Annotated in this window: 15 protein-coding genes and 1 tRNA gene (1 of these 16 running past the window's edge); 8 read left to right on the forward strand and 8 right to left on the reverse strand. The window is 63.8% G+C overall.

Features of this window, described 5'->3' with window-relative positions:
• Positions 1-27 precede the first annotated feature (27 nt).
• Together QGV54_RS19615 and QGV54_RS19620 are read left to right on the forward strand one after the other, a co-directional pair.
• Positions 28-657 (forward strand): hypothetical protein, encoded by a 630-nt coding sequence (locus QGV54_RS19615; protein ID WP_281020022.1) that lies wholly within the window; start codon positions 28-30, stop codon positions 655-657.
• 388 nt (positions 658-1,045) lie between these two features.
• The gene (locus QGV54_RS19620; RefSeq protein ID WP_281020023.1) at positions 1,046-4,219 is read left to right on the forward strand and encodes a type ISP restriction/modification enzyme; all 3,174 of its coding nucleotides are present in this window, start codon (positions 1,046-1,048) and stop codon (positions 4,217-4,219) included.
• A 177-nt stretch (positions 4,220-4,396) separates the two neighbouring features.
• Here the strand turns inward: QGV54_RS19620 and QGV54_RS19625 are convergent.
• The 4 genes from QGV54_RS19625 to fsa form a co-directional block, all read right to left on the reverse strand.
• A tRNA-Ser gene (locus QGV54_RS19625) sits at positions 4,397-4,484 on the reverse strand.
• A gap of 95 nt (positions 4,485-4,579) precedes the next feature.
• Positions 4,580-5,497, reverse strand: a complete 918-nt coding sequence (locus tag QGV54_RS19630; RefSeq protein WP_281020024.1) for a tyrosine recombinase XerC — start codon at positions 5,495-5,497, stop codon at positions 4,580-4,582.
• Positions 5,498-5,621: 124 nt separating this feature from the next.
• Entirely contained in the window at positions 5,622-6,347 is a 726-nt protein-coding gene (locus QGV54_RS19635) for a DUF484 family protein (protein ID WP_281018962.1), read from the reverse strand.
• Between the two features lie 3 nt (positions 6,348-6,350).
• On the reverse strand, positions 6,351-7,025 hold the full coding sequence (fsa, locus tag QGV54_RS19640) for a fructose-6-phosphate aldolase (RefSeq protein ID WP_281018961.1): 675 nt from the start codon (positions 7,023-7,025) through the stop codon (positions 6,351-6,353).
• A 137-nt stretch (positions 7,026-7,162) separates the two neighbouring features.
• Here fsa and QGV54_RS19645 point away from each other — a divergent pair, with 137 nt between their 5' ends.
• From QGV54_RS19645 to QGV54_RS19670, 6 genes are all read left to right on the forward strand, one after another.
• Positions 7,163-9,346, forward strand: coding sequence for a primosomal protein N' (locus QGV54_RS19645; protein ID WP_281018960.1), 2,184 nt, complete (start codon positions 7,163-7,165; stop codon positions 9,344-9,346).
• Positions 9,347-9,606: 260 nt separating this feature from the next.
• The gene (locus QGV54_RS19650; protein ID WP_281018959.1) at positions 9,607-10,167 is read left to right on the forward strand and encodes a F0F1 ATP synthase subunit delta; all 561 of its coding nucleotides are present in this window, start codon (positions 9,607-9,609) and stop codon (positions 10,165-10,167) included.
• Positions 10,167-11,696: a F0F1 ATP synthase subunit alpha gene (gene atpA / locus QGV54_RS19655; protein WP_348637667.1), complete on the forward strand. Its 1,530-nt coding sequence runs from the start codon at positions 10,167-10,169 to the stop codon at positions 11,694-11,696. Before QGV54_RS19650 ends, atpA begins: the two co-directional genes overlap by 1 nt.
• Positions 11,697-11,727: 31 nt before the next feature.
• A complete protein-coding gene (locus QGV54_RS19660) occupies positions 11,728-12,609 on the forward strand; it encodes a F0F1 ATP synthase subunit gamma (protein ID WP_281018957.1) in 882 nt (293 codons plus the stop codon).
• A gap of 54 nt (positions 12,610-12,663) precedes the next feature.
• Positions 12,664-14,088: a F0F1 ATP synthase subunit beta gene (atpD, locus tag QGV54_RS19665; protein WP_281018956.1), complete on the forward strand. Its 1,425-nt coding sequence runs from the start codon at positions 12,664-12,666 to the stop codon at positions 14,086-14,088.
• 50 nt (positions 14,089-14,138) lie between these two features.
• Entirely contained in the window at positions 14,139-14,561 is a 423-nt protein-coding gene (locus tag QGV54_RS19670) for a F0F1 ATP synthase subunit epsilon (protein WP_281018955.1), read from the forward strand.
• A gap of 358 nt (positions 14,562-14,919) precedes the next feature.
• Here QGV54_RS19670 and QGV54_RS19675 read toward each other — a convergent pair whose 3' ends face one another.
• From QGV54_RS19675 to QGV54_RS19690, 4 genes are all read right to left on the reverse strand, one after another.
• On the reverse strand, positions 14,920-16,506 hold the full coding sequence (locus QGV54_RS19675; protein ID WP_281018954.1) for a lysine--tRNA ligase: 1,587 nt from the start codon (positions 16,504-16,506) through the stop codon (positions 14,920-14,922).
• A gap of 218 nt (positions 16,507-16,724) precedes the next feature.
• Entirely contained in the window at positions 16,725-17,387 is a 663-nt protein-coding gene (gene tenA, locus QGV54_RS19680) for a thiaminase II (RefSeq protein WP_281018953.1), read from the reverse strand.
• A complete protein-coding gene (locus tag QGV54_RS19685; RefSeq protein WP_281018952.1) occupies positions 17,384-18,196 on the reverse strand; it encodes a phytanoyl-CoA dioxygenase family protein in 813 nt (270 codons plus the stop codon). Before QGV54_RS19685 ends, tenA begins: the two co-directional genes overlap by 4 nt.
• Positions 18,197-18,255: 59 nt before the next feature.
• On the reverse strand, positions 18,256-19,503 hold the 3' portion of the coding sequence (locus QGV54_RS19690) for a peptidoglycan DD-metalloendopeptidase family protein (RefSeq protein WP_281018951.1). Its footprint extends 210 nt past the window's final position; the window shows 1,248 of its 1,458 coding nt (coding positions 211-1,458); its start codon lies beyond the right edge, outside the window; its stop codon occupies positions 18,256-18,258.

The following is a 19,503-nucleotide window of genomic DNA, read 5'->3' on the forward strand; positions in this document are numbered from 1 at the left end:
TGATTTCGGAAAATACGGAGGCGGACCATGGGTGGCTTACTGAGCGGGCGCAGTGGCTGGCGACGGAAGTGCGAGCACCTGCATGCGGTCGATATCCGGAAGCTGAAGCGCTGGGGTCTGCTTCGTGACGGTGCATCAAGCGAGATCGTCTGGTCGGTTGACGGCAAGGCGACAGGGCGCATGGGAGTTCGTTCCCAAGGCCCGTTCGTGCATTTCCGGTATCGTTGGCAAATGCCCAATGGCGGGGATTGGCACCCTGTCCAGATTGCGGTCGCCACTGAGACGACGCCATGCAATTTCGGTGGCCATCGCCATTGGTTCACTTGCCACTGCAACCGGCGTTGCGCGGTGCTGTACCTGTCACGGGACAGGATCGCCTGTCGTGACTGTCTGGGCCTTGCCTACGCCAGCCAGTCCGATGACGCCATCGGCAGGGCCTGGAGGCGCGTACACCGGCTCCAGCGGCGTCTCAGGGTGCCTGATGACCAGTTGGGTTGGCACGCCTTCCGAACACGGCCCAAGGGCATGCACACGCGCACGTATGACCGGATAACGGACCAGATCATTGATGGCTTCTGCGAAGTGGAAGATCTGATCGAGGTGGGGGCGAGGCGGCTCTCGGCAAGGCTGGCTGCCTACGACGCACGCCATCGGTAGCGGTGGGCCTGCTTGGGCCGGACCACCTTGTTCTCCACACACTGCATGGCCTTTACGGGATCACGGATGGCCGGACCTGAAGAAACCTGAGAAGCGCCCGTCGTGGGGCCGACGAGCCTTGATGCCTAGCTATGGTTGCAGCCACCAGCCTCGTTTGGCTGTTCCTTTCGTAGCTGACGGGTGACTGGTAGCCGAGGGCGGAATGTCGCGTGGAGTGGATTGCACCAGCCCTCGATGAACTGGACAACGGCCAGGCGCGCTTCGATTCTACTTTGCATCCTTTGGCTGTTGTCGTTTGTTTGCGATCCACCAAAGCCACGAACACGACGAACTTGCAGCGTGGCCTCGCCTTGCAACACTGAGAAAACGAACTTTGGGGCTTTGCCGGATGACAATCGTATCTGACTTCATTACCCGGATAGAGACCATCCATGCGACTGGTCAGGCAACGGAACATTCCTATCGTTCAGCCTTCGAGCGCCTGTTTGCCGACTTGGACGCAACGGGATTGAATGAGCCGAAACGCGTCAAATGTGGCGCGCCTGATTTCATTGTCTCGCAGGGCGAGATCGTCATAGGTCATCTGGAAGCCAAGGACCTTCACATCCCTATCCGGGGCATGAAAGACGCCAACAAGGCACAACAGGAAAGGTATCGCGCGGCGCTTCCGAACCTGATCTATTCGAATGGACTAGACTGGGACTTCTACCGCGACGGTGAGCTTCTGGCATCGGTCACCATTGCCGATCTCGTCACGGGCATCGTAGCGAGGCCCGATCAGTTTCCCGCCCTTGAAAACTTGCTTCGCGATTTCATCGCGCAGAAGCCGCAGACCATAACATCTCCAAAGGACCTTGCGGAAAGAATGGCTGGCAAGGCCAACCTGATCAAAGACGTTCTGAGCAACACCCTCCGCGAAGATACAGACTTCCGGACCGAGCTTGCCGCGCAGTATCGGGCATTCAAGGAAAATCTGATACACGACATCACTGCTGAAGATTTCGCCGATATCTACGCTGAGACCATTGCCTACGGTATGTTTGCGGCTCGGCTTCACGATAAAACGCTCGACACCTTCAGTCGTCAGGAAGCGCTGGAGCTTCTGCCGAAATCAAATCCATTCCTGCGCTCGCTCTTCGGCTACGTTGCAGGTCATGACCTCGACGACCGGATTGCCTGGATCATCGACGATCTGGCCCGCGTCTTTCAGGCGTGTGACGTCGCGAAGATCATGCAAGGTTTTGGCAAACTGACAGGCCAGAACGACCCGTTCCTGCACTTCTACGAAACCTTCCTTGCTGCCTACAACCCGGCCAAACGCAAGGCGCGCGGTGTCTGGTACACCCCCGAACCTGTGGTCAATTTCATCGTTCGAGCGGTCGATGAAGTGCTGCAAACCGAATTTGGCCTGACGGATGGCCTGGCCGATACGTCCAAGGTGACAATTGACTGGGATACTGGCCAAACGGCCATGACAAAGGCGGGGAAGCTCAGGAAGGATGGCAAGAAGGCCATAGAAAAGCGCGAAGTGCATCGCGTCCAGATCCTCGATCCCGCAACCGGAACAGGCACATTTCTGGCCGAGGTCATCAAGCAGATCGCCCCCAAGATTCAGGGTGTCGCACCCGGTATGTGGTCCAGCTACATTGAAAACGACCTGATCCCGCGCCTGCACGGTTTCGAGCTGCTGATGGCGTCTTATGCCATGTGCCACATGAAGCTGGACATGATCCTGACCGAACTGGGCTACAAGCCGACAAACACCCCGCCGCGCCTCTCAGTCTATTTGACCAACAGCCTTGAGGAAGGCGAACCGGCCAACCAGACGCTTCCCTTCACACAATGGCTCTCACGGGAGGCCAAGGGAGCCAACAGCATCAAGCGCGACATGCCCATCATGTGCGTGATCGGGAATCCGCCTTATTCGGGCATCTCGCAAAACATGGGCGATTGGATCACCAGCCTGATCGAGGACTACAAATACGTCGATGGGGTTCACTTCGGCGAGCGCAAGCACTGGCTGCAAGACGACTATGTGAAGTTCATCCGCCTGTCAGAGAGCCTGATCGAGAGGAACGGAGAGGGCATCCTTGGCTTCATCTCCAACCATGGCTACCTCGACAATCCAACCTTCCGTGGAATGCGCTGGCATCTGCTGAACACCTTCGACCGCATTCACGTCCTTGACCTGCATGGCAACGCCAAGAAGAAAGAGGTCACGCCCGAAGGCAAGCCCGACAGGAACGTCTTCGACATCCAGCAAGGCGTGGCGATCATCATTGCAGTCAAGACAGGTCAGAAGAAAAAGGGATTGGCCGAGGTCTGGCACGGCGATCTCTGGGGCACACGCGCGGGGAAATATGCCAGCCTGGAAGCTGGCCGGATTGGAACGCCCGTCACCGAGCGGATCGACTGTAAAGCCCCCCAATACGCTCTTGTGCCACGCGATCACACCCTGAACGCAGTCTACTGTAAGGGCTTCGGAATAGCCGAATTCATGCCCGCCAATGTTACCGGCATTGTGACGGCCAAGGATGGCCTTGTGATCGACTTCACCAAGCAAGGTCTCAAGGATAGGATCACACGCTTCGCCGATCCTGCCAAAACCGACGATCAGGTTCGTGCAGAGTTTTTTCCGAACAAGAAAGCTGGAAAATACCCGCCCGGCGACTCTCGCGGATGGAAGCTCCCTGCCGCTCGCACTGCGCTTCAAAGCGCGGACTGGGCCTCGGATATCACATCAACCGCCTACCGCCCCTTCGACACCCGCGCGATTCTCTACCGCCAGGACATGGTGGATTGGGGGCGGTTCGAGCATATGCGTCACATGCAGACGGGCCTAAACCTCGGCTTGGTGATCTGCCGCCAAAGTGCGGTCCCAAGTTGGGAACATGCGTTCATCACTTGCGGAATCGTCGATGACAGCTACGTTTCGAATAGAACAAAGGAAAGAGGATATCTCCTTCCCCTCTACCTCCATCCCGACAATCAAGACCTCGACCAGACACGCTTGGTGAACTTCGACCGCAAGCTCTACAAACGCCTGCAAGAGATGGCTGCACACCCTGACAAGGGCACTCCGGACGAGATAGCCGTCTTCGATTACATCTATGGCGTCCTGCACTGTCCCGCCTACCGCGAGACCTATGCCGAGTTCCTGAAGACCGACTTCCCCCGCATTCCATGGCCCACAAGCCCGGACGAGTTCTGGGCCGTGTCGGCCAAGGGCACCGCGCTGCGCAAGCTGCACCTGATGGACCCGGCCACCATCGGCCCGACGCCGTTCGCCTTCACCGGTAGCGGCGACAACGTGGTGGACCGGCCCAGGTTCGAGGATGGCCGCGTCTGGATCAACGCCACCCAGTATTTCGACGCCGCGCCCGAAGTCTCATGGGGTTTCTACATCGGGGGCTACCAGCCCGCCCAGAAATGGCTGAAGGATCGCAAGGGCCACGCCCTAAGTTTCGATGACGTGAAGCACTACCAGCGCATCCTGAAAATCCTGTCCGAAACGGACCGGATCATGAAGACAATCACCATGAAGCTGCAACCTGCCGAATAGCTATGTGACAGGCCATTATACCAGACGCATCATCCGCACGGCATCAAGACGCAAGGGGCGGTCGGGTCTTGGACCGGGCTGAAGCTATGCCGGAAGCTTATTTGTGCGCAGATTTGTGGTTATGTCCCAAAATAAAATTCAATTATTGTTTAATATCAAATGTTTAGATAGGCAAAATGGCGGAGGGAGGGGGATTCGAACCCCCGAGGGCTTGCACCCAACACGCTTTCCAGGCGTGCGCCTTAAACCGCTCGGCCATCCCTCCTGCGGCGGCGGACTATAGCCATTGAGGTCGGGTTGGCAATGCGTGGCAGGGCTGACTGCGGCAAAAAATGTGGCACAGGTGGCGATGGCTGCCGTTCAGGTGCTGCTTGCCGCGGCCTTCCTGGCCCGGCTGTAGGTGCTGTAGAGGCTTTCCGTATCCACTTCCGTGTAGATCTGCGTGGTGGAGAGGGAGGCGTGGCCCAGCAGTTCCTGGATGCTGCGCAGGTCCGCGCCCGCCCCCAGCAGGTGCGTGGCGAAGCTGTGGCGCAGGGCATGCGGCGTCACGGAATCAGGCAGGCCGAGGCTGCCCCGCAATCGGCGGATTGCGGTCTGTACGGTCTCCGGCCGCAATGGGCCGCCGCGTGCACCGACGAACAGGCTGCGGTCAGGTCTTTCGGCGTGGGGGCAGGCCTGACGCGCGGTCTCGACCGCATCGCGCAGGGTGGAGAGGATCGGTACGACACGGGTCTTGTTGCCCTTGCCGGTGATGCGAAGGGTGCGCGGCAGGGGGGCATCGCTTACCCGCAATGCCAGTACCTCCGAAATGCGCAGGCCCGCCCCGTAGAGCAGGCAGAGCACGGCATGGTCCCGCGCTGCCTGCCAGTCGGTGGCGCCGCCCGCGCTGACCGGTGCCGCGACCAGGTCGAGTGCCTGTTCGGGTGTGATGGCCCTGGGGGTCCGGTGAGGCTTCTTCGGGGCCTGCAGGGACAGGGCGGTCGCATTGTGAACCAGGCCCTGCCTGTCCAGCCGCCGGAAGAAGCTGCGGATGGCCGAAATGGCACGGGCATTGGTCGCGGCACCGAGGCCCCGTCGCCGCCGGGCGGCGATCCAGGCGCGGAAGTCCGAATGGCGCAGACCGGCCAGCGCCGCCGCATCCAGCCTTTCGCCCAGGTGCGTTCCCATGAAGTCGGCGAAGTCATCCAGATCGCTCTCATAGGCCTTGATCGTGTTGGGTGCCGCGCGCCGCTCATCGGTCAGCCACCGGATCCAGTCCTGTCGCGCCGCATGAAACATGATCTGTCCTGAGTCGTTTGTGGGTCCCGGCCTGCCCTCTCCCCCTCCCGACCACCCACGGGATTATCCTGAACGGGTGGTCGGGAGGGGGAGAGGGCAGGCGGGGGTCGGCAAGAAAACTCCCTTACCCCGCTGGCAGGTCGAGCCAGCGTCCGAGGCAGCGTTCCAGTACGCCGGCCAGGAAGCCGAGCAGCTCCGTTCCCTGGCCGCTGTGAAACCGGTCCGGCTGGCGACAGCCGATGGCCAGCAGGGCCAGCGGTGCCTTCGTGCTCACCGCCAGGCGGGCCAGCGCGTCGGAGGCAACCAGCCCGGCGGCAGGGCCATGCACGACCTCGGCGTCACTGACCCGGTCTCGCAGCAGGATTCGGGTGTCGTCGCCCAGCAGGCGGTCGACCGCGCCCCGGGGCATGGCACGTACACCAGGTGTCGCGCTGGGCCCGTCGTGGCCATCGCTCTCGACACAGAGTGTCACCGTGTCGACATCCAGGATCAGCGGCAGTTCGTTGGTGACGATATTGATGAAGTGCGCGAAGTCGCGCGCATCCAGCACCGCCAGTACCGAACGGTGCACCTGATCCTGGCTGGACAGGTTGGAGCGCGCGGAACTGATCAGCGCATCGTGATTGTCGCGGACCCGCGCGAGATCGGACTGCAGACGGCTGACCATGAACCCCTGCATGTCGACGACGCTGTCGGATTCCCCTGCCGCATCGAAGCGGGACGGCGGGGTCAGCAGCCGGACCAGCTCCGGATGGCGCAGCAGGAAATCCGGATTCTGCTGCAGGTGAGCCACGACCGTGGCGTCAGTCAGGGTGTCTTCGCCACTGGTCTTGCCGCTGGAACGGGCCATGCCTCAGACCGCCTTGGTCTCGGGACCCAGGATCGACTGGCCGGTGCCCTGCCAGTCGGCCAGGAACGCCGCCAGTCCCTTGTCGGTCAGCGGATGGTCGGCGAGCTTCTTCAGAACGTCCGGCGGCAGGGTGACCACATCCGCACCAAGGCGGGCCGATTCAAGAACGTGCACGGGGTGGCGCACGGAGGCGACCAGCACTTCCGTCTCGAAGGTGTAGTTGTCGTAGATCTCGATGATGTCCGCGATCAGCTGCATGCCATCCTGACCCAGATCATCCAGCCGCCCGACGAAGGGGGAGATGAAGGTTGCGCCGGCCTTGGCGGCCAGCAGCGCCTGGTTGGCGGAAAAGCACAGGGTGACATTCACCATGGTGCCTTCCCCCGTCAGCACCTTGCAGGTCTTCAGGCCGTCCATGGTCAGCGGCACCTTGACCGCGATATTGTCCGCGATCTTCGCCAGCTTGCGGCCTTCGGCGATCATTGTCGGCGCATCGGTGGCGGTGACTTCGGCGGATACGGGGCCATCGACCAGTGCCGCGATCTCCGTCACCACCTGAACGAAATCCCGTCCGCTCTTGGCGATCAGGGACGGATTGGTGGTGACGCCATCGACCAGTCCGGTGTCGTTCAGTTCCCGAATGGCATCAATGTCGGCGCTGTCGACAAAAAACTTCATGATTCCTGCTACCTTGCGATATCGCACGTGAGGCCCGACGCGATTCGGCCCTGATTCGCTGATTATCCCTGAGTTGGCAGAATATGAAACCCCCCGCCCGGCAGCCGGAGACAGCATCGGAAACCCCGGATTCGCACTTGCCGCGGGTCCGCGTCCTGCTGCCCTTGCCGCTGGGTGCGCCCTACGACTATCTGGTGCCGCCGGGCATGCAGGCACCGCTGCCCGGCACGCTGGTCCGGGTGCCGCTGGGCCCGCGGGAGATGGTGGGGGTGGTCTGGGACCCGGACCCGGAGACCGGTGATGCGGTCACCGACACGGCGCGGCTGAAGCCGGTTCTGGAAACCGTTCCCGAACTCCCCGCGCTGGATGCCCACATGCGCCGCTTCGTCGATTGGGTCGCCCGCTACTACCTGCGCCCGCCGGGGGATGTGATGTCCATTGTCCTGCGCCGCTTCAGCCTGCTGCGTCCGCCGCGGCCCCGCATCGTGCATCGGCTGACCGACGCCGAACCGGACCGCATGACCCCGGCGCGCCGCCGGGTGCTTGAACTGGCGGCGGAGGGGCCGCCCCGAACCGCAAGGGACCTGGCGGAGATTGCCGGGGTCGGCATCTCCGTCGTGCGCGGGCTGGTGGAGAAGGGGGCGCTGCAGGCCTTCGAACAGGTGGCGCCGGCTGACCTGGCGCAGCCGGATCCGGATTTTTCCGTTCCCGAACTGGCCGCCGATCAGGCGCGTGCTGCCGATGCGCTGAGGCAGGCCGTGGGGCAGGGCTTCACCGCCACCCTGCTGGAAGGTGTGACCGGCGCGGGCAAGACCGAAGTCTATTGTGAGGCGGTGGCGGAGGCCCTGCGACAGGGCCGGCAGGTGCTGGTGCTGCTGCCGGAGATCGCGCTGACACAGCAGATACTGAGCCGTTTCGCCGACCGATTCGGCGCTGCCCCCACGGCCTGGCATTCCGGCCTGTCAGACCGGGACCGGCGCAGCGCCATGCGTGATGTGGTCTCGGGGCGGGCGCGGATCATCGTCGGCGCCCGCTCCGCCCTGTTCCTGCCCTGCCGTGATCTCGGTCTGATCATCGTCGATGAAGAGCATGACGGCTCCTTCAAGCAGGAGGACGGGCTGCACTACCACGCCCGCGACATGGCGGTGCTGCGTGGCTCCATAGGGGCGTTGCCGGTCATTCTCTCGTCCGCCACGCCTTCCCTGGAGACGCTGGCCAATGTCCAGGCCGGCCGTTACGGCCACCAGAAGCTGGCGCGACGCTATGGTGCCGCCGAACTGCCGACGGTTGAGATCGTGGACATGTGCCATGACCGCCCGCCGAGCGGCCGCTGGATCGGGGGCAGGCTGGAACAGGCGGTGCAGGAAACCCTGGCCGCCGGGGAGCAGGCCCTGCTGTTCCTGAACCGGCGGGGCTACGCGCCGCTGACGCTGTGCAATACCTGCGGGCACCGTATCCAGTGCCCGCACTGCACGGCCTGGCTGGTCGAGCATCGCTATCTCGGGCGGTTGCAGTGCCATCACTGCGGCCACGAGGTGCGGCGCCCTGCGGTCTGTCCCAAGTGCGGGGACACGGACAGCCTGAAGGCCTGCGGCCCGGGCGTGGAACGCCTGGCGGAGGAGGCGAAGACCGTCTTCCCCGATGCCCGCGTCGCCCTGATGACCAGCGACCTCGTCACCGGGCCAGCGGCGGCGGCGGAGATCATCGGTGCCATGGCGCGGCGGGAGGTCGATCTGCTGATCGGCACCCAGATCGTCGCCAAGGGCCACCATTTCCCGCATCTGACCCTGGTCGGCGTGGTTGACGCGGACCTGGGGCTGGCGGGCGGCGACCTCAGGGCGGGGGAGCGGACCTGGCAGTTGCTGCATCAGGTTTCCGGTCGTGCCGGTCGGGAGGAACGGCCCGGTCGGGCGCTGATCCAGACCCACCAGCCGGATGCGCCGGTCTTCAAGGCGCTGGCGGCGCATGACTCGGCGGGATTCGTGGCGGCGGAGATGGCCGCGCGGCAGGCGGCGGGCATGCCGCCGTTCGGGCGGCTGGCGGCGCTGATCCTCTCCGCGCCGGAAAGGCCGCAGGCGCAGGATCTGGCCACGGCGCTGGCGCGGCGTATCCCGGCCACAAGTGTCGAAAGCGGCATCCGCGTGCTGGGACCGGCCCCCGCACCGATTGCCGTCGTACGCGGACGGCACCGGTTCCGGTTCCTGATCGTCAGCCGGCACGGGCAGCCCCTGCAGCGATTCCTGACGCGCTGGCTCGACGGTTTTCGCCTGCCCGGCAAGGCCCGACTGGCCATCGACGTGGACCCGCAGTCTTTTCTTTGACCTATTTCCGGGGAGAGGAAACCGCCCCGGAAGCCCGGTTCTGCGCCCTGCGCGGCCCCTTGTTGCGATTTTGGGACAGAATGCCGCAAAGATTCGTCGTTGCCGGGTTTCAAGACACCATGGTAGGAACCGCCCGTTCGTTGGGTCGATGGTCTCCGTCGGCCGTGCGCTCATGTCTGGGAACCGCGGGCCTGCGGGCTTTTGTATTGACCGAGGGGGTCGGTACGGCCTGACGCCCCTGAACCTTCGAGGACCGTTTCTTGGCTGGCGATACGTCTGTTGCAACCGGCATAGCCGGACGATACGCGAAAGCCCTGTTCGAAATGGCGAACGAGCAGAAGGCATTGGACCAGGTGCGGGATGATCTCGCGCAGGTGCAGGCTCTTCTGGATGAGAGTGAGGACCTGCGCAGGGTCGTGCTCTCTCCCGTTCTTGACCGGACTCAACAGGGCAAGGCGATGCTGGCGGTACTGGATGCCGCAGGCATCAGTGCGCTGGTGCGCAATTTCATCGGTGTGGTGGCGCAGAACAGGCGACTGTTTGCCCTGTCGCCGATGATACGAACCTACAATGCGCTGCTGGCGGATTTCCGGGGCGAGGTGGTGGCCGAAGTCACCGCTGCCACAGCCCTGACCGACGCACAGCAGGACAAGATTGCGGCAACGCTGAAGAGCGCCATGGGCCGCGATATCAACATCGAAACCAGGGTAGATGAAGCATTGATTGGCGGGATGGTCGTACGCATCGGCTCCCGCATGATCGACTTCAGCCTGGCGACGAAACTCCAGGGTCTCCGACTTGCGATGAAAGGGGTTGGATGATGGACATCCGCGCCGCCGAAATTTCCGACATTCTCAAGGGCCAGATTGCGAACTTCGGCACTGAGGCCGACGTTTCCGAAGTCGGCCAGGTGCTTGCCGTCGGCGACGGTATCGCCCGCGTCTATGGACTGGACAACGTCCAGGCCGGTGAGATGGTCGAGTTCCCCAACGGGATCAAGGGCATGGCCCTGAACCTGGAAAGCGACAACGTCGGCGTCGTGATCTTCGGGTCCGACCAGCAGATCAAGGAAGGCGATACGGTCAAGCGCCTCGGCACCATCGTGGACGTGCCCGTCGGGCGCGGTCTGCTGGGTCGTGTGGTTGACGGTCTCGGCAATCCGATCGACGGCAAGGGCCCGCTGGAGGATGTCACGCGCAGCCGCGTCGAGGTGAAGGCGCCCGGCATCATCCCGCGCAAGTCGGTGCATGAGCCGATGCAGACCGGCCTGAAGGCGCTGGACGCCCTGGTGCCTGTCGGCCGTGGCCAGCGCGAGCTGATCATTGGTGACCGCCAGACCGGCAAGACCGCCGTTGCCATCGATACCTTCATCAATCAGAAGGGCATCAACGCCGGCGACGACGAATCGAAGAAGCTCTACTGCATCTACGTTGCGATCGGGCAGAAGCGCTCGACTGTCGCGCAGGTGGTGAAGGCGCTGGAAGAAGCCGGTGCCATGGAATATTCCATCGTGGTCGCCGCGACGGCGTCGGAGCCTGCCCCGCTGCAGTTCCTGGCGCCCTACACCGGCTGCACCATGGGTGAGTTCTTCCGCGACAACGGCATGCATGCCGTGATCGTCTATGATGATCTGTCGAAGCAGGCTGTTGCCTATCGCCAGATGTCGCTGCTGCTTCGCCGCCCGCCGGGACGTGAAGCCTACCCGGGTGACGTCTTCTACCTCCATAGCCGCCTGCTGGAGCGTGCGGCGAAGATGGGTGATGATGCCGGTAACGGCTCCCTGACGGCACTGCCGGTCATCGAGACCCAGGGCGGTGACGTGTCGGCCTTCATTCCGACGAACGTCATTTCCATCACCGACGGCCAGATCTTCCTGGAGACGGACCTGTTCTACCAGGGCGTCCGTCCGGCCATCAACGTCGGCCTGTCGGTCAGCCGTGTGGGTTCCGCCGCGCAGACCAAGGCGATGAAGAAGGTTTCCGGCTCGATCAAGCTGGAACTGGCGCAGTATCGTGAGATGGCCGCGTTCGCCCAGTTCGGTTCCGACCTTGATGCCTCCACCCAGCGTCTGCTGAATCGTGGCGCGCGTCTGACGGAACTGCTGAAGCAGGCCCAGTTCTCGCCGATGAGCGTGTCGGAGCAGGTGGTTTCGATCTTCGCCGGTGTGAACGGCTTCCTCGACGGCATCGACACCGCCAAGGTGACGGACTTCGAGGCGTCGCTGATCGACGAGATGCATGCAAAGCATCAGGCCGTGCTGGATGATATCGAGAATTCAGGTGCCCTGTCCGACGAGACGGCAGAGAAACTGAAGACCATTCTCGGCGATTTCGCCAAGACGTTTGCCTGAGGAAACCGGACCGGGTCGGAGAAGATAGCCAATGGCAAATCTCAAAGCCCTGCGTGGCCGGATCTCTTCGGTCAAGTCGACGCAGAAGATCACCAAGGCCATGAACATGGTCGCCGCGGCGAAGCTGCGCCGCGCGCAGGACGCCGTTGAGGCGTCCAGGCCATATGCAGTGCGGATGGAGCGTGTCATCGGCACGCTGGCGTCCGGCATGGCGGGCCGTGACGATGCGCCTGCGCTGCTGGCCGGCACGGGCAGTGACCAGAAGCATCTGATCATTGTCGCGACCGCCGAACGCGGCCTATGTGGTGGTTTCAACACCAACATCGTCAAGGCGGCACGGGCGAAGATCGCCGAGCTGCAGCAGGCCGGCAAGGACGTCCAGATCCTCTGCGTCGGACGCAAGGGGCGCGATGCGCTGCGTCGCCAGCATGGCAGCCTGATCATCGAGACGATCGAGTTTGCCGGTGTGCGCAGCCTGGGCTTCGAACATGCCCAGCCCGTCGCGCAGAAGGTGCTGGCCATGTACGAGGATGGCGCCTTTGACGTCTGCCACCTCGCCTATTCCAGGTTCGAATCCGTTCTGGCCCAGGTGCCGACGGTGGCGCAGCTGATCCCGGCCCAGGTCGCGGCAGATGTCGAGGAGCCTGATCTGGACGGCGCGGTCTATACCTACGAGCCGGACGAGGAAGACATCCTGCGCGCGCTGCTGCCACGCAACGTCGCGGTGCAGATCTTCAAGGCATTGCTGGAAAACAGCGCCTCCGAACAGGGTGCGCGGATGACGGCGATGGACAATGCAACCCGCAATGCGGGGGACATGATCGACAAGCTGACGCTGATCTACAACAGGCAGCGCCAGGCGGCGATCACCACGGAACTGATCGAGATCATCTCGGGTGCGGAAGCGCTCTAGGCGAGACGCAACGAATCAAGGACTTTCCCTTCGGGAAATCGGGAGCGGAAAAAAATGGCTACCAATGTTGTCGGCAAGGTGACCCAGGTTATCGGCGCTGTCGTGGACGTACAGTTCGGCGAGCATCTGCCCGCGATCCTGAACGCCCTGCATACGGAACTGAATGGCAAGCGCCTGGTGCTGGAGGTTGCCCAGCATCTGGGTGAGCGTACCGTCCGCACCATCGCGATGGACGCGACCGAGGGCATGGTGCGTGGCCAGGAAGTCACGGACACGGGCTCCGCGATCCAGGTGCCTGTCGGACCGGAGACGCTGGGCCGCATCATCAATGTCGTCGGTGAGCCCATCGACGAACGCGGTGAGGTCAACACCAAGCAGACCGCGCCGATCCATGCGGAGGCGCCGAGCTTCGCTGACCAGGCGACGGAAACCGAAGTGCTGGTCACGGGCATCAAGGTCGTCGACCTGCTGGCTCCCTACTCCAAGGGCGGCAAGGTCGGCCTGTTCGGCGGTGCCGGCGTGGGCAAGACCGTGCTGATCATGGAACTGATCAACAACGTCGCGAAGGGCCACGGCGGCTATTCGGTCTTCGCCGGTGTGGGCGAGCGCACCCGTGAGGGTAACGACCTCTATCACGAGATGATCGAGTCCGGCGTTATCGACCTGGAAGGCGGCAACTCCAAGGCGGCACTGGTGTACGGCCAGATGAACGAGCCGCCGGGCGCGCGTTCGCGGGTTGCCCTGACCGGCCTGACGCTGGCGGAATATTTCCGTGACCAGGAAGGCCAGGACGTGCTGTTCTTCGTGGACAACATCTTCCGTTTCACCCAGGCCGGTTCGGAAGTGTCCGCGCTGCTGGGCCGCATTCCGTCCGCCGTGGGTTATCAGCCGACGCTGGCCACCGACATGGGCGGGCTGCAGGAACGCATCACCTCGACCAACAAGGGCTCGATCACGTCCGTGCAGGCCATTTACGTGCCTGCCGACGATCTGACCGACCCGGCGCCTGCCACCTCCTTCGCCCATCTGGACGCCACCACGGTGCTGTCGCGCCAGATTGCGGAACTGGGCATCTACCCGGCGGTGGATCCGCTCGACTCGACCTCGCGCATTCTCGACCCGCGCGTTGTGGGTGACGAGCATTACGAGACCGCCCGCCAGGTGCAGGAAGTGCTGCAGCGCTACAAGGCACTGCAGGACATCATCGCCATTCTGGGCATGGACGAACTGTCGGAAGAGGACAAGCTGTCCGTCGCCCGCGCTCGCAAGATCCAGCGGTTCCTGTCGCAGCCGTTCCACGTCGCGGAAGTCTTCACCGGCTCCCCGGGTGTGTTCGTGCAGCTTGAGGAAACCATTCGCGGCTTCAGCGAGATCCTGGCCGGCAAGCACGATGACCTGCCCGAGAATGCCTTCTACATGGTGGGCACGATCGACGAAGCCATCGAGAAGGCGAAGAAGCTGGCAGCGGAAGCGGCCTGACCGGACGTTTTCCGAGCCGCGTAGAAGATTAGCAAACGGGAGCCACAGCCTTGGCCGACAGAATCCAGTTCGAACTGGTATCGCCCGCGCGATTGCTGACCTCCATGGAGGTCGACATGATCGTGGTGCCGGGGACGGAAGGCGATTTCGCCGTCCTGCCCGGTCACATGCCGGTGGTCTCCACCCTGCGCCCCGGCGCGGTGGACGTCTATGTCGACAATACGGACAAGCCCTCGGAACGCTTCTTCGTCGCCGGTGGTTTTGCCGAGGTCGCGCTGGACACCTTCACGGTGCTGGCCGAGACGGCGATCCCGATGGCCGATCTGGACCGCAGTCACCTGGAGCAGGAAATCGCCGACACGCGTGAGGACATCGAGGATGCCCGCTCCGACGAGGACCGCCAGGCCTCCGAGGAACGCCTCAGCCAGCTCGAAGACATGCTGAACAGCCTCGCGGAGTTCACCAAAGTCTGATCCGGCGACAGCACTGATCGAATATCGGGGGCGCGGCAGCACAAACTGCCGCGCCCCTTGTTTTTTGGCCGTGTGCCATTGGAACTCACCCCCTCACCCCACAGACGTCGTACCCGGGCTTGACCCGGGTACCCAGCGTGTCGCTCCGGGGTCGGCTCATAGCCACAGTCCGGGGATCGTGCAGGCTGGTTCGATGCCTTGCCGAGACCTGGGCTCGCGGATCAAGCCCGCGAGCGGCGTGGTGGGGGGAGAGTTCGACCGGACAAACCACCCTACAGAGGCCTTGCCCGGGCTTGACCCGGGCATCCAGCCTTCCGCGTTCGAGAGGGATACAGCAGCCCGTCGGGACGTGCTGCCGCTACCGCCCCTGGGCCGTCTCGCGGGCCAGGGCGTCCTCGATCAGGGTGATGCTTTCGGGCAGGCCATAGAGGGCGACGAAACTGCCGAAGCGGGGACCCTGGCTCTGGCCGAACAGGACCTCGTAGAGGGTGCCGAACCAGTCGCGCAGGTTCTCGAAACCGTGGTCCTTGCCGACCGTATAGACCAGATTCTGGATCTCGGTCGCATCGCTCTCGGCCGGCAGGTCACGGAACCGGTTGGCCAGGTCCTGCAGCGCCGCGCGTTCCTGCGCTGTCGGATCGCGGAACTGCTTCTCCGGCTTCACGAAGTCGCGGAAGTAGTTCAGGGCATAGCCGACAAGGCTGTCCAGCATCGGGTTGGTTTCCGGCGTGGCATCGGGGGCGTAGCGGGTGATGAAGCCCCAGAGCACCGCCTTGTCCTCCGTATTGCAGACGCTGGCCAGATTCAGCAGCATGCCGAAGCCCACCGGCGCGGCGTCACTCGGTGGCTTGCCCTCGTGAATGTGCCAGACCGGGTTCTGGATCTGCTTCGCCGGATCCTCTTCGGGGAACTTCGCCTTGTGGGTCAGATAGTCGTCGACGGTCTTCGGGATGACATCGAAGTGCAGCCGCTTGGCCCGGCGCGGCTGCTGGAACATGAACAGCGACAGGCTCTCCGGGCTGGCGTAGGTCAGCCATTCGTCAATGGTCAGGCCATTGCCGGTGGTCTTGGAGATCTTCTTGCCTTCCTCGTCCAGGAACAGCTCGTAATTGAAGCCCTCCGGCGGGGTGCCGCCCAGGATGCGGCAGATGCGGCCTGACAGGCGCACGGAGTCGATCAGGTCCTTGCCCGCCATCTCGTAGTCCACGCCCAGCGCGCGCCAGCGCATGGCCCAGTCGGCCTTCCACTGCATCTTCACCTGGCCGCCGGTGACGCCGGTCTCCACCATCTTTCCGTCGGCGCGCTCATAGACGATGGTGCCGCGCTCCGGATGCACTTCCCGGATCGGTACCATCAGCACCTGGCGCGTGTCCGGGTCGATGGGCAGGAAGGGGCTGTAGGTCGCCCGCCGCTCCGGCCCCAGTGTCGGCAGGATGACGTTCACGATCTCCTCGTGATGCTGCAGGAACAGCGTCGCCACCTCGTCGAATTCACCGGCGCGATAGCAGTCGGTGGCGGACCGGAACTCGTAGTCGAACCCGAAGGCATCCAGGAAGGCCCGCAGCCGCGCATTGTTGTGATGACCGAAGCTCTCGTGCGTGCCGAAAGGGTCCGGAACCTCGGTCAGCGGCTTGCCGATGTGCTGTTCCATCATCTCCCGGTTCGGCACATTGCCCGGCACCTTGCGCAGCCCGTCCATGTCGTCGGAAAAGGCAATCAGCCGGGTCGGCACGTCCGACAGGCAGGAGAAGGCATGGCGCACCATGGTGGTGCGCGCCACCTCCCCGAAGGTGCCGATGTGCGGCAGGCCGGAGGGGCCGTATCCGGTCTCGAACAGGATATGGCCCTTGTCGTTGGCGCGGTTCTCGTAGCGCTGCAGCAGTTTCCGCGCTTCCTGGAACGGCCAGGCGTTGGATTCTTCCGCGAGTTCTCTGAGCGACGACATGGTGATGGCCTTGTTGCACGTAGGATCGGTTGGAACGTGGGGATTACAGCGCCATGACAGGCTTGTCACGCGTGCGAATGTCACGTGTGGTCGGGTTGTCTGTGGACCGTGCCTGCCCTCTCCCCCTCCCGACACCCCATGAAGATGATCCCGTGGGGGGGGCGGGAGGGGGAGAGGGCAGGCACGGTCAGCGGATGAATCCCCCCGCGCCAGCGCGCTCAGACCGCGCGCAGGCCCATGGACCAGAAGTCCGCTTCCAGCCGGGTGGCGGTGGCGAACAGCTGCGCCAGTTTCGGATAGCGCGCCTCTGTCAGCCGCTCCCTGCCCAGCCTGTCCAGGTGGGCGGCGGCACCGGTTATGACACCGGCATAGTCGTCGCCGGAATACATCTCGATCCAGCTCAGATAGGGGTTGTCCGCCCGTTTCGTTGCCGGGTCGGCGGCCAGTCGCGCCCCGATCTCGCCATAGCCGATGACACAGGGGGACAGGGCGACATGCAGGTCCAGGATGTCGCCGGCCATCCCGGCCTCCAGCACGAAGCGGGTATAGGCGGTGCATTCGGGGGCCTCGGCGGCCTGCTCCATCTCGTGCTCCGCGATGCCGTACCCGGCGCAATAGCCGATGTGGAGCTGCATCTCCGTGTTCAGGATGCCGTTCATGGTCTCCGCCGCGGCGCGCATGTCGGCCAGGCTGCCGGACTTGTAGACGGCAAGTGCATAGGCACGCGCGAACTGGATCAGGAACAGGTAGTCCTGCACCAGATAGTGCCGGAATGCCGCCTGGGGCAGGCTGCCGTCCGCCATTCCGGCGACGAAGGGGTGATGGGTATAGGCCTGCCAGTCCGCCGCCGTGTCCGCCTTCAGCCGTTCGAACAGGCTCATGCGGGGATGGTCTGCTGCTCGGGCGGCCAGACCACGGGGAAGGTCGGGCAATCCATCGGGTCGCCGGGTTCCAGCCCCACGTCGGGAAAGGGCGGTGACATCTGGCCCTTGCGGCGGGCGAAACGGGCATCGTCGCCGGTCCAGCGGAAGGCCACGGCGCGGCGGCGATGCTGTCCGCGATTGCCGGGTGCGCCATGCAGGGTGCGGGCGTGGAAGGCGATGGCGTCCCCCGGCTCCACCGCGAAGCTGAGAATGCGATAGTCTTCCGGATGGGCATCGATGTCCGGCACGGACGGGCCGTCATGATCCTCGTAATCGCGCTGGTTCAGGAAATAGCGCGGGCGATAGTGGACGCCTGAAAGGTGCGAACCGGCGACGAAGGTCATGGTCACGTCTGCCGGTACCGGGTCCAGCGCCACCCAGGTCGATCCCACCTGGTCGCCGTCAACGGTCCAGTACGGCTGGTCATGATGCCAGGGGGTGGCGGTCTGGGTGCCCGGGTCCTTCACCAGCACATGCTCGTGGAACAGGTTCACCTTCCTGCTGCCGAACAGGGCCGCGACCTTCTCCGCGATGCCGCTCTCCCGCACGAAGGCGCGATAGCCGTCGATCCGGTCCCAGTTGCAGTAGTCACCGAAGTAGAAGCCGTCCGCTCCCTCCGGCGTGTAGACCTTGCCGAACGGTCCGGGGCTGGCGATGTTCTGCTCCACCGCCTCGCGCAGCCGTGCCAGCCAGTGCGCGTCGGCGGCCCCCTTCAGCACCACCACGCCGTCGCGCCGGAACGCCTCGATGGTTTCAGTGTCCAGCATGGCTGTGGTTCCCTTCATCAGCGGTTCGTCACGGGAATGCGGTGTCCGGCGGCGGGTTGCTACTTGGTAGCGACCGTTTCCCCGACCGGCAGTTCCCGCGCGGCGATCTCGTCCAGCCAGGGCAGGGTGGCTGCCCTGGTGTCCATCTCCTCCCGGTAGGCCAGGAAGGCTTTCAGGTTGGCGCCCGCCAGCTTGATGCCGGTGGGCAGCTTGATCGACAGCGGGTTCACCTGCTGCCCGTTCTTGAGCACTTCATAATGCAGATGCGGACCGGTGGAGCGCCCGCTGGTCCCGACGTAGCCGATGATCTGGCCCTGCGTGACGCGGCTGTTCTTCTTCAGCCCGCGGCGATAGCCGCGCATGTGCGCGTAGGCGGTGGAATATTCACCATTGTGGCGGATGCGGATGTAGCGGCCGTAGCTGCCCTTGGTCCCGATGTAGTCGATGACACCGTCACCGGCGGCCTTGATCGGCGTACCGCGCGGGGCGGCGAAGTCGGTACCCTTGTGCATCCGGGTATAGCCGAGAATCGGATGCTTGCGCTTGCCGAAGCCCGATGACAGCCGGGCCCCGTCGATCGGCGTCCGCATCAGAGTCTTGCGCACGCTCTGGCCCTTGGCGTTGAAGTAGTCGGCGCGCGGCTCACCCTTCGGATGGAAGTGGTAGTAGGTGAGGGGCTTGCCGGAGAGAGTCAGCGAGGCAGCGAGCACCTGACCTGTCTTGGCGACGTTGCCGTTCTCGTCAACGAAACGCTCATAGACCAGTTCGAACGAATCGCCGGTCCTGATCTCGCGCTGGAAATCGACGTCGAAGCTGAAGATGCGAATGAGCTCGATCAGCACCTCATGTTCCAGGCCGGCCCGGTCTGCGGCAAGGAACAGCGAATCCTCGATCACGCCGCGACCGCGGACCAGTTCCTGCTCGAACTCCCGCAGGTCCTCCCGGCCGTCAAAGGCAGCCTTGGCCGCTTCCTCGCTGTCCAGCCCCTCGATGTCGCGATGCGCGATGACGGTGCGCTCGACATTCTCCTGAATGCGCACCTCCGCCAGCAGGTCGTTGTTGCCGTCGAACAGGATGGTCAGATGCTGCCCGGGCCGCAGGCGCCGGAGGTCGGTCAGCTTGGCCAGGGCGCGGGAGGCATTGTGCGCACTGACATTGTCGGCGCCGGCCTTGGCCAGCGCGGAGGCGAGCGTGTCACCACTCTGGATCACGGCATCGACCCGGCGCGCGATGGCCGGGGTGTCGCTCTCCGAAACGCCGTCGTTCTCCAGGCCGAAGGATTCGCGTTGCCGCTGCAGACGCTCGAA

It is taken from the genome of Minwuia sp. IMCC3060 (assembly GCF_029909435.1).
Taxonomy (GTDB): Bacteria; Pseudomonadota; Alphaproteobacteria; order Minwuiales; family Minwuiaceae; genus Minwuia.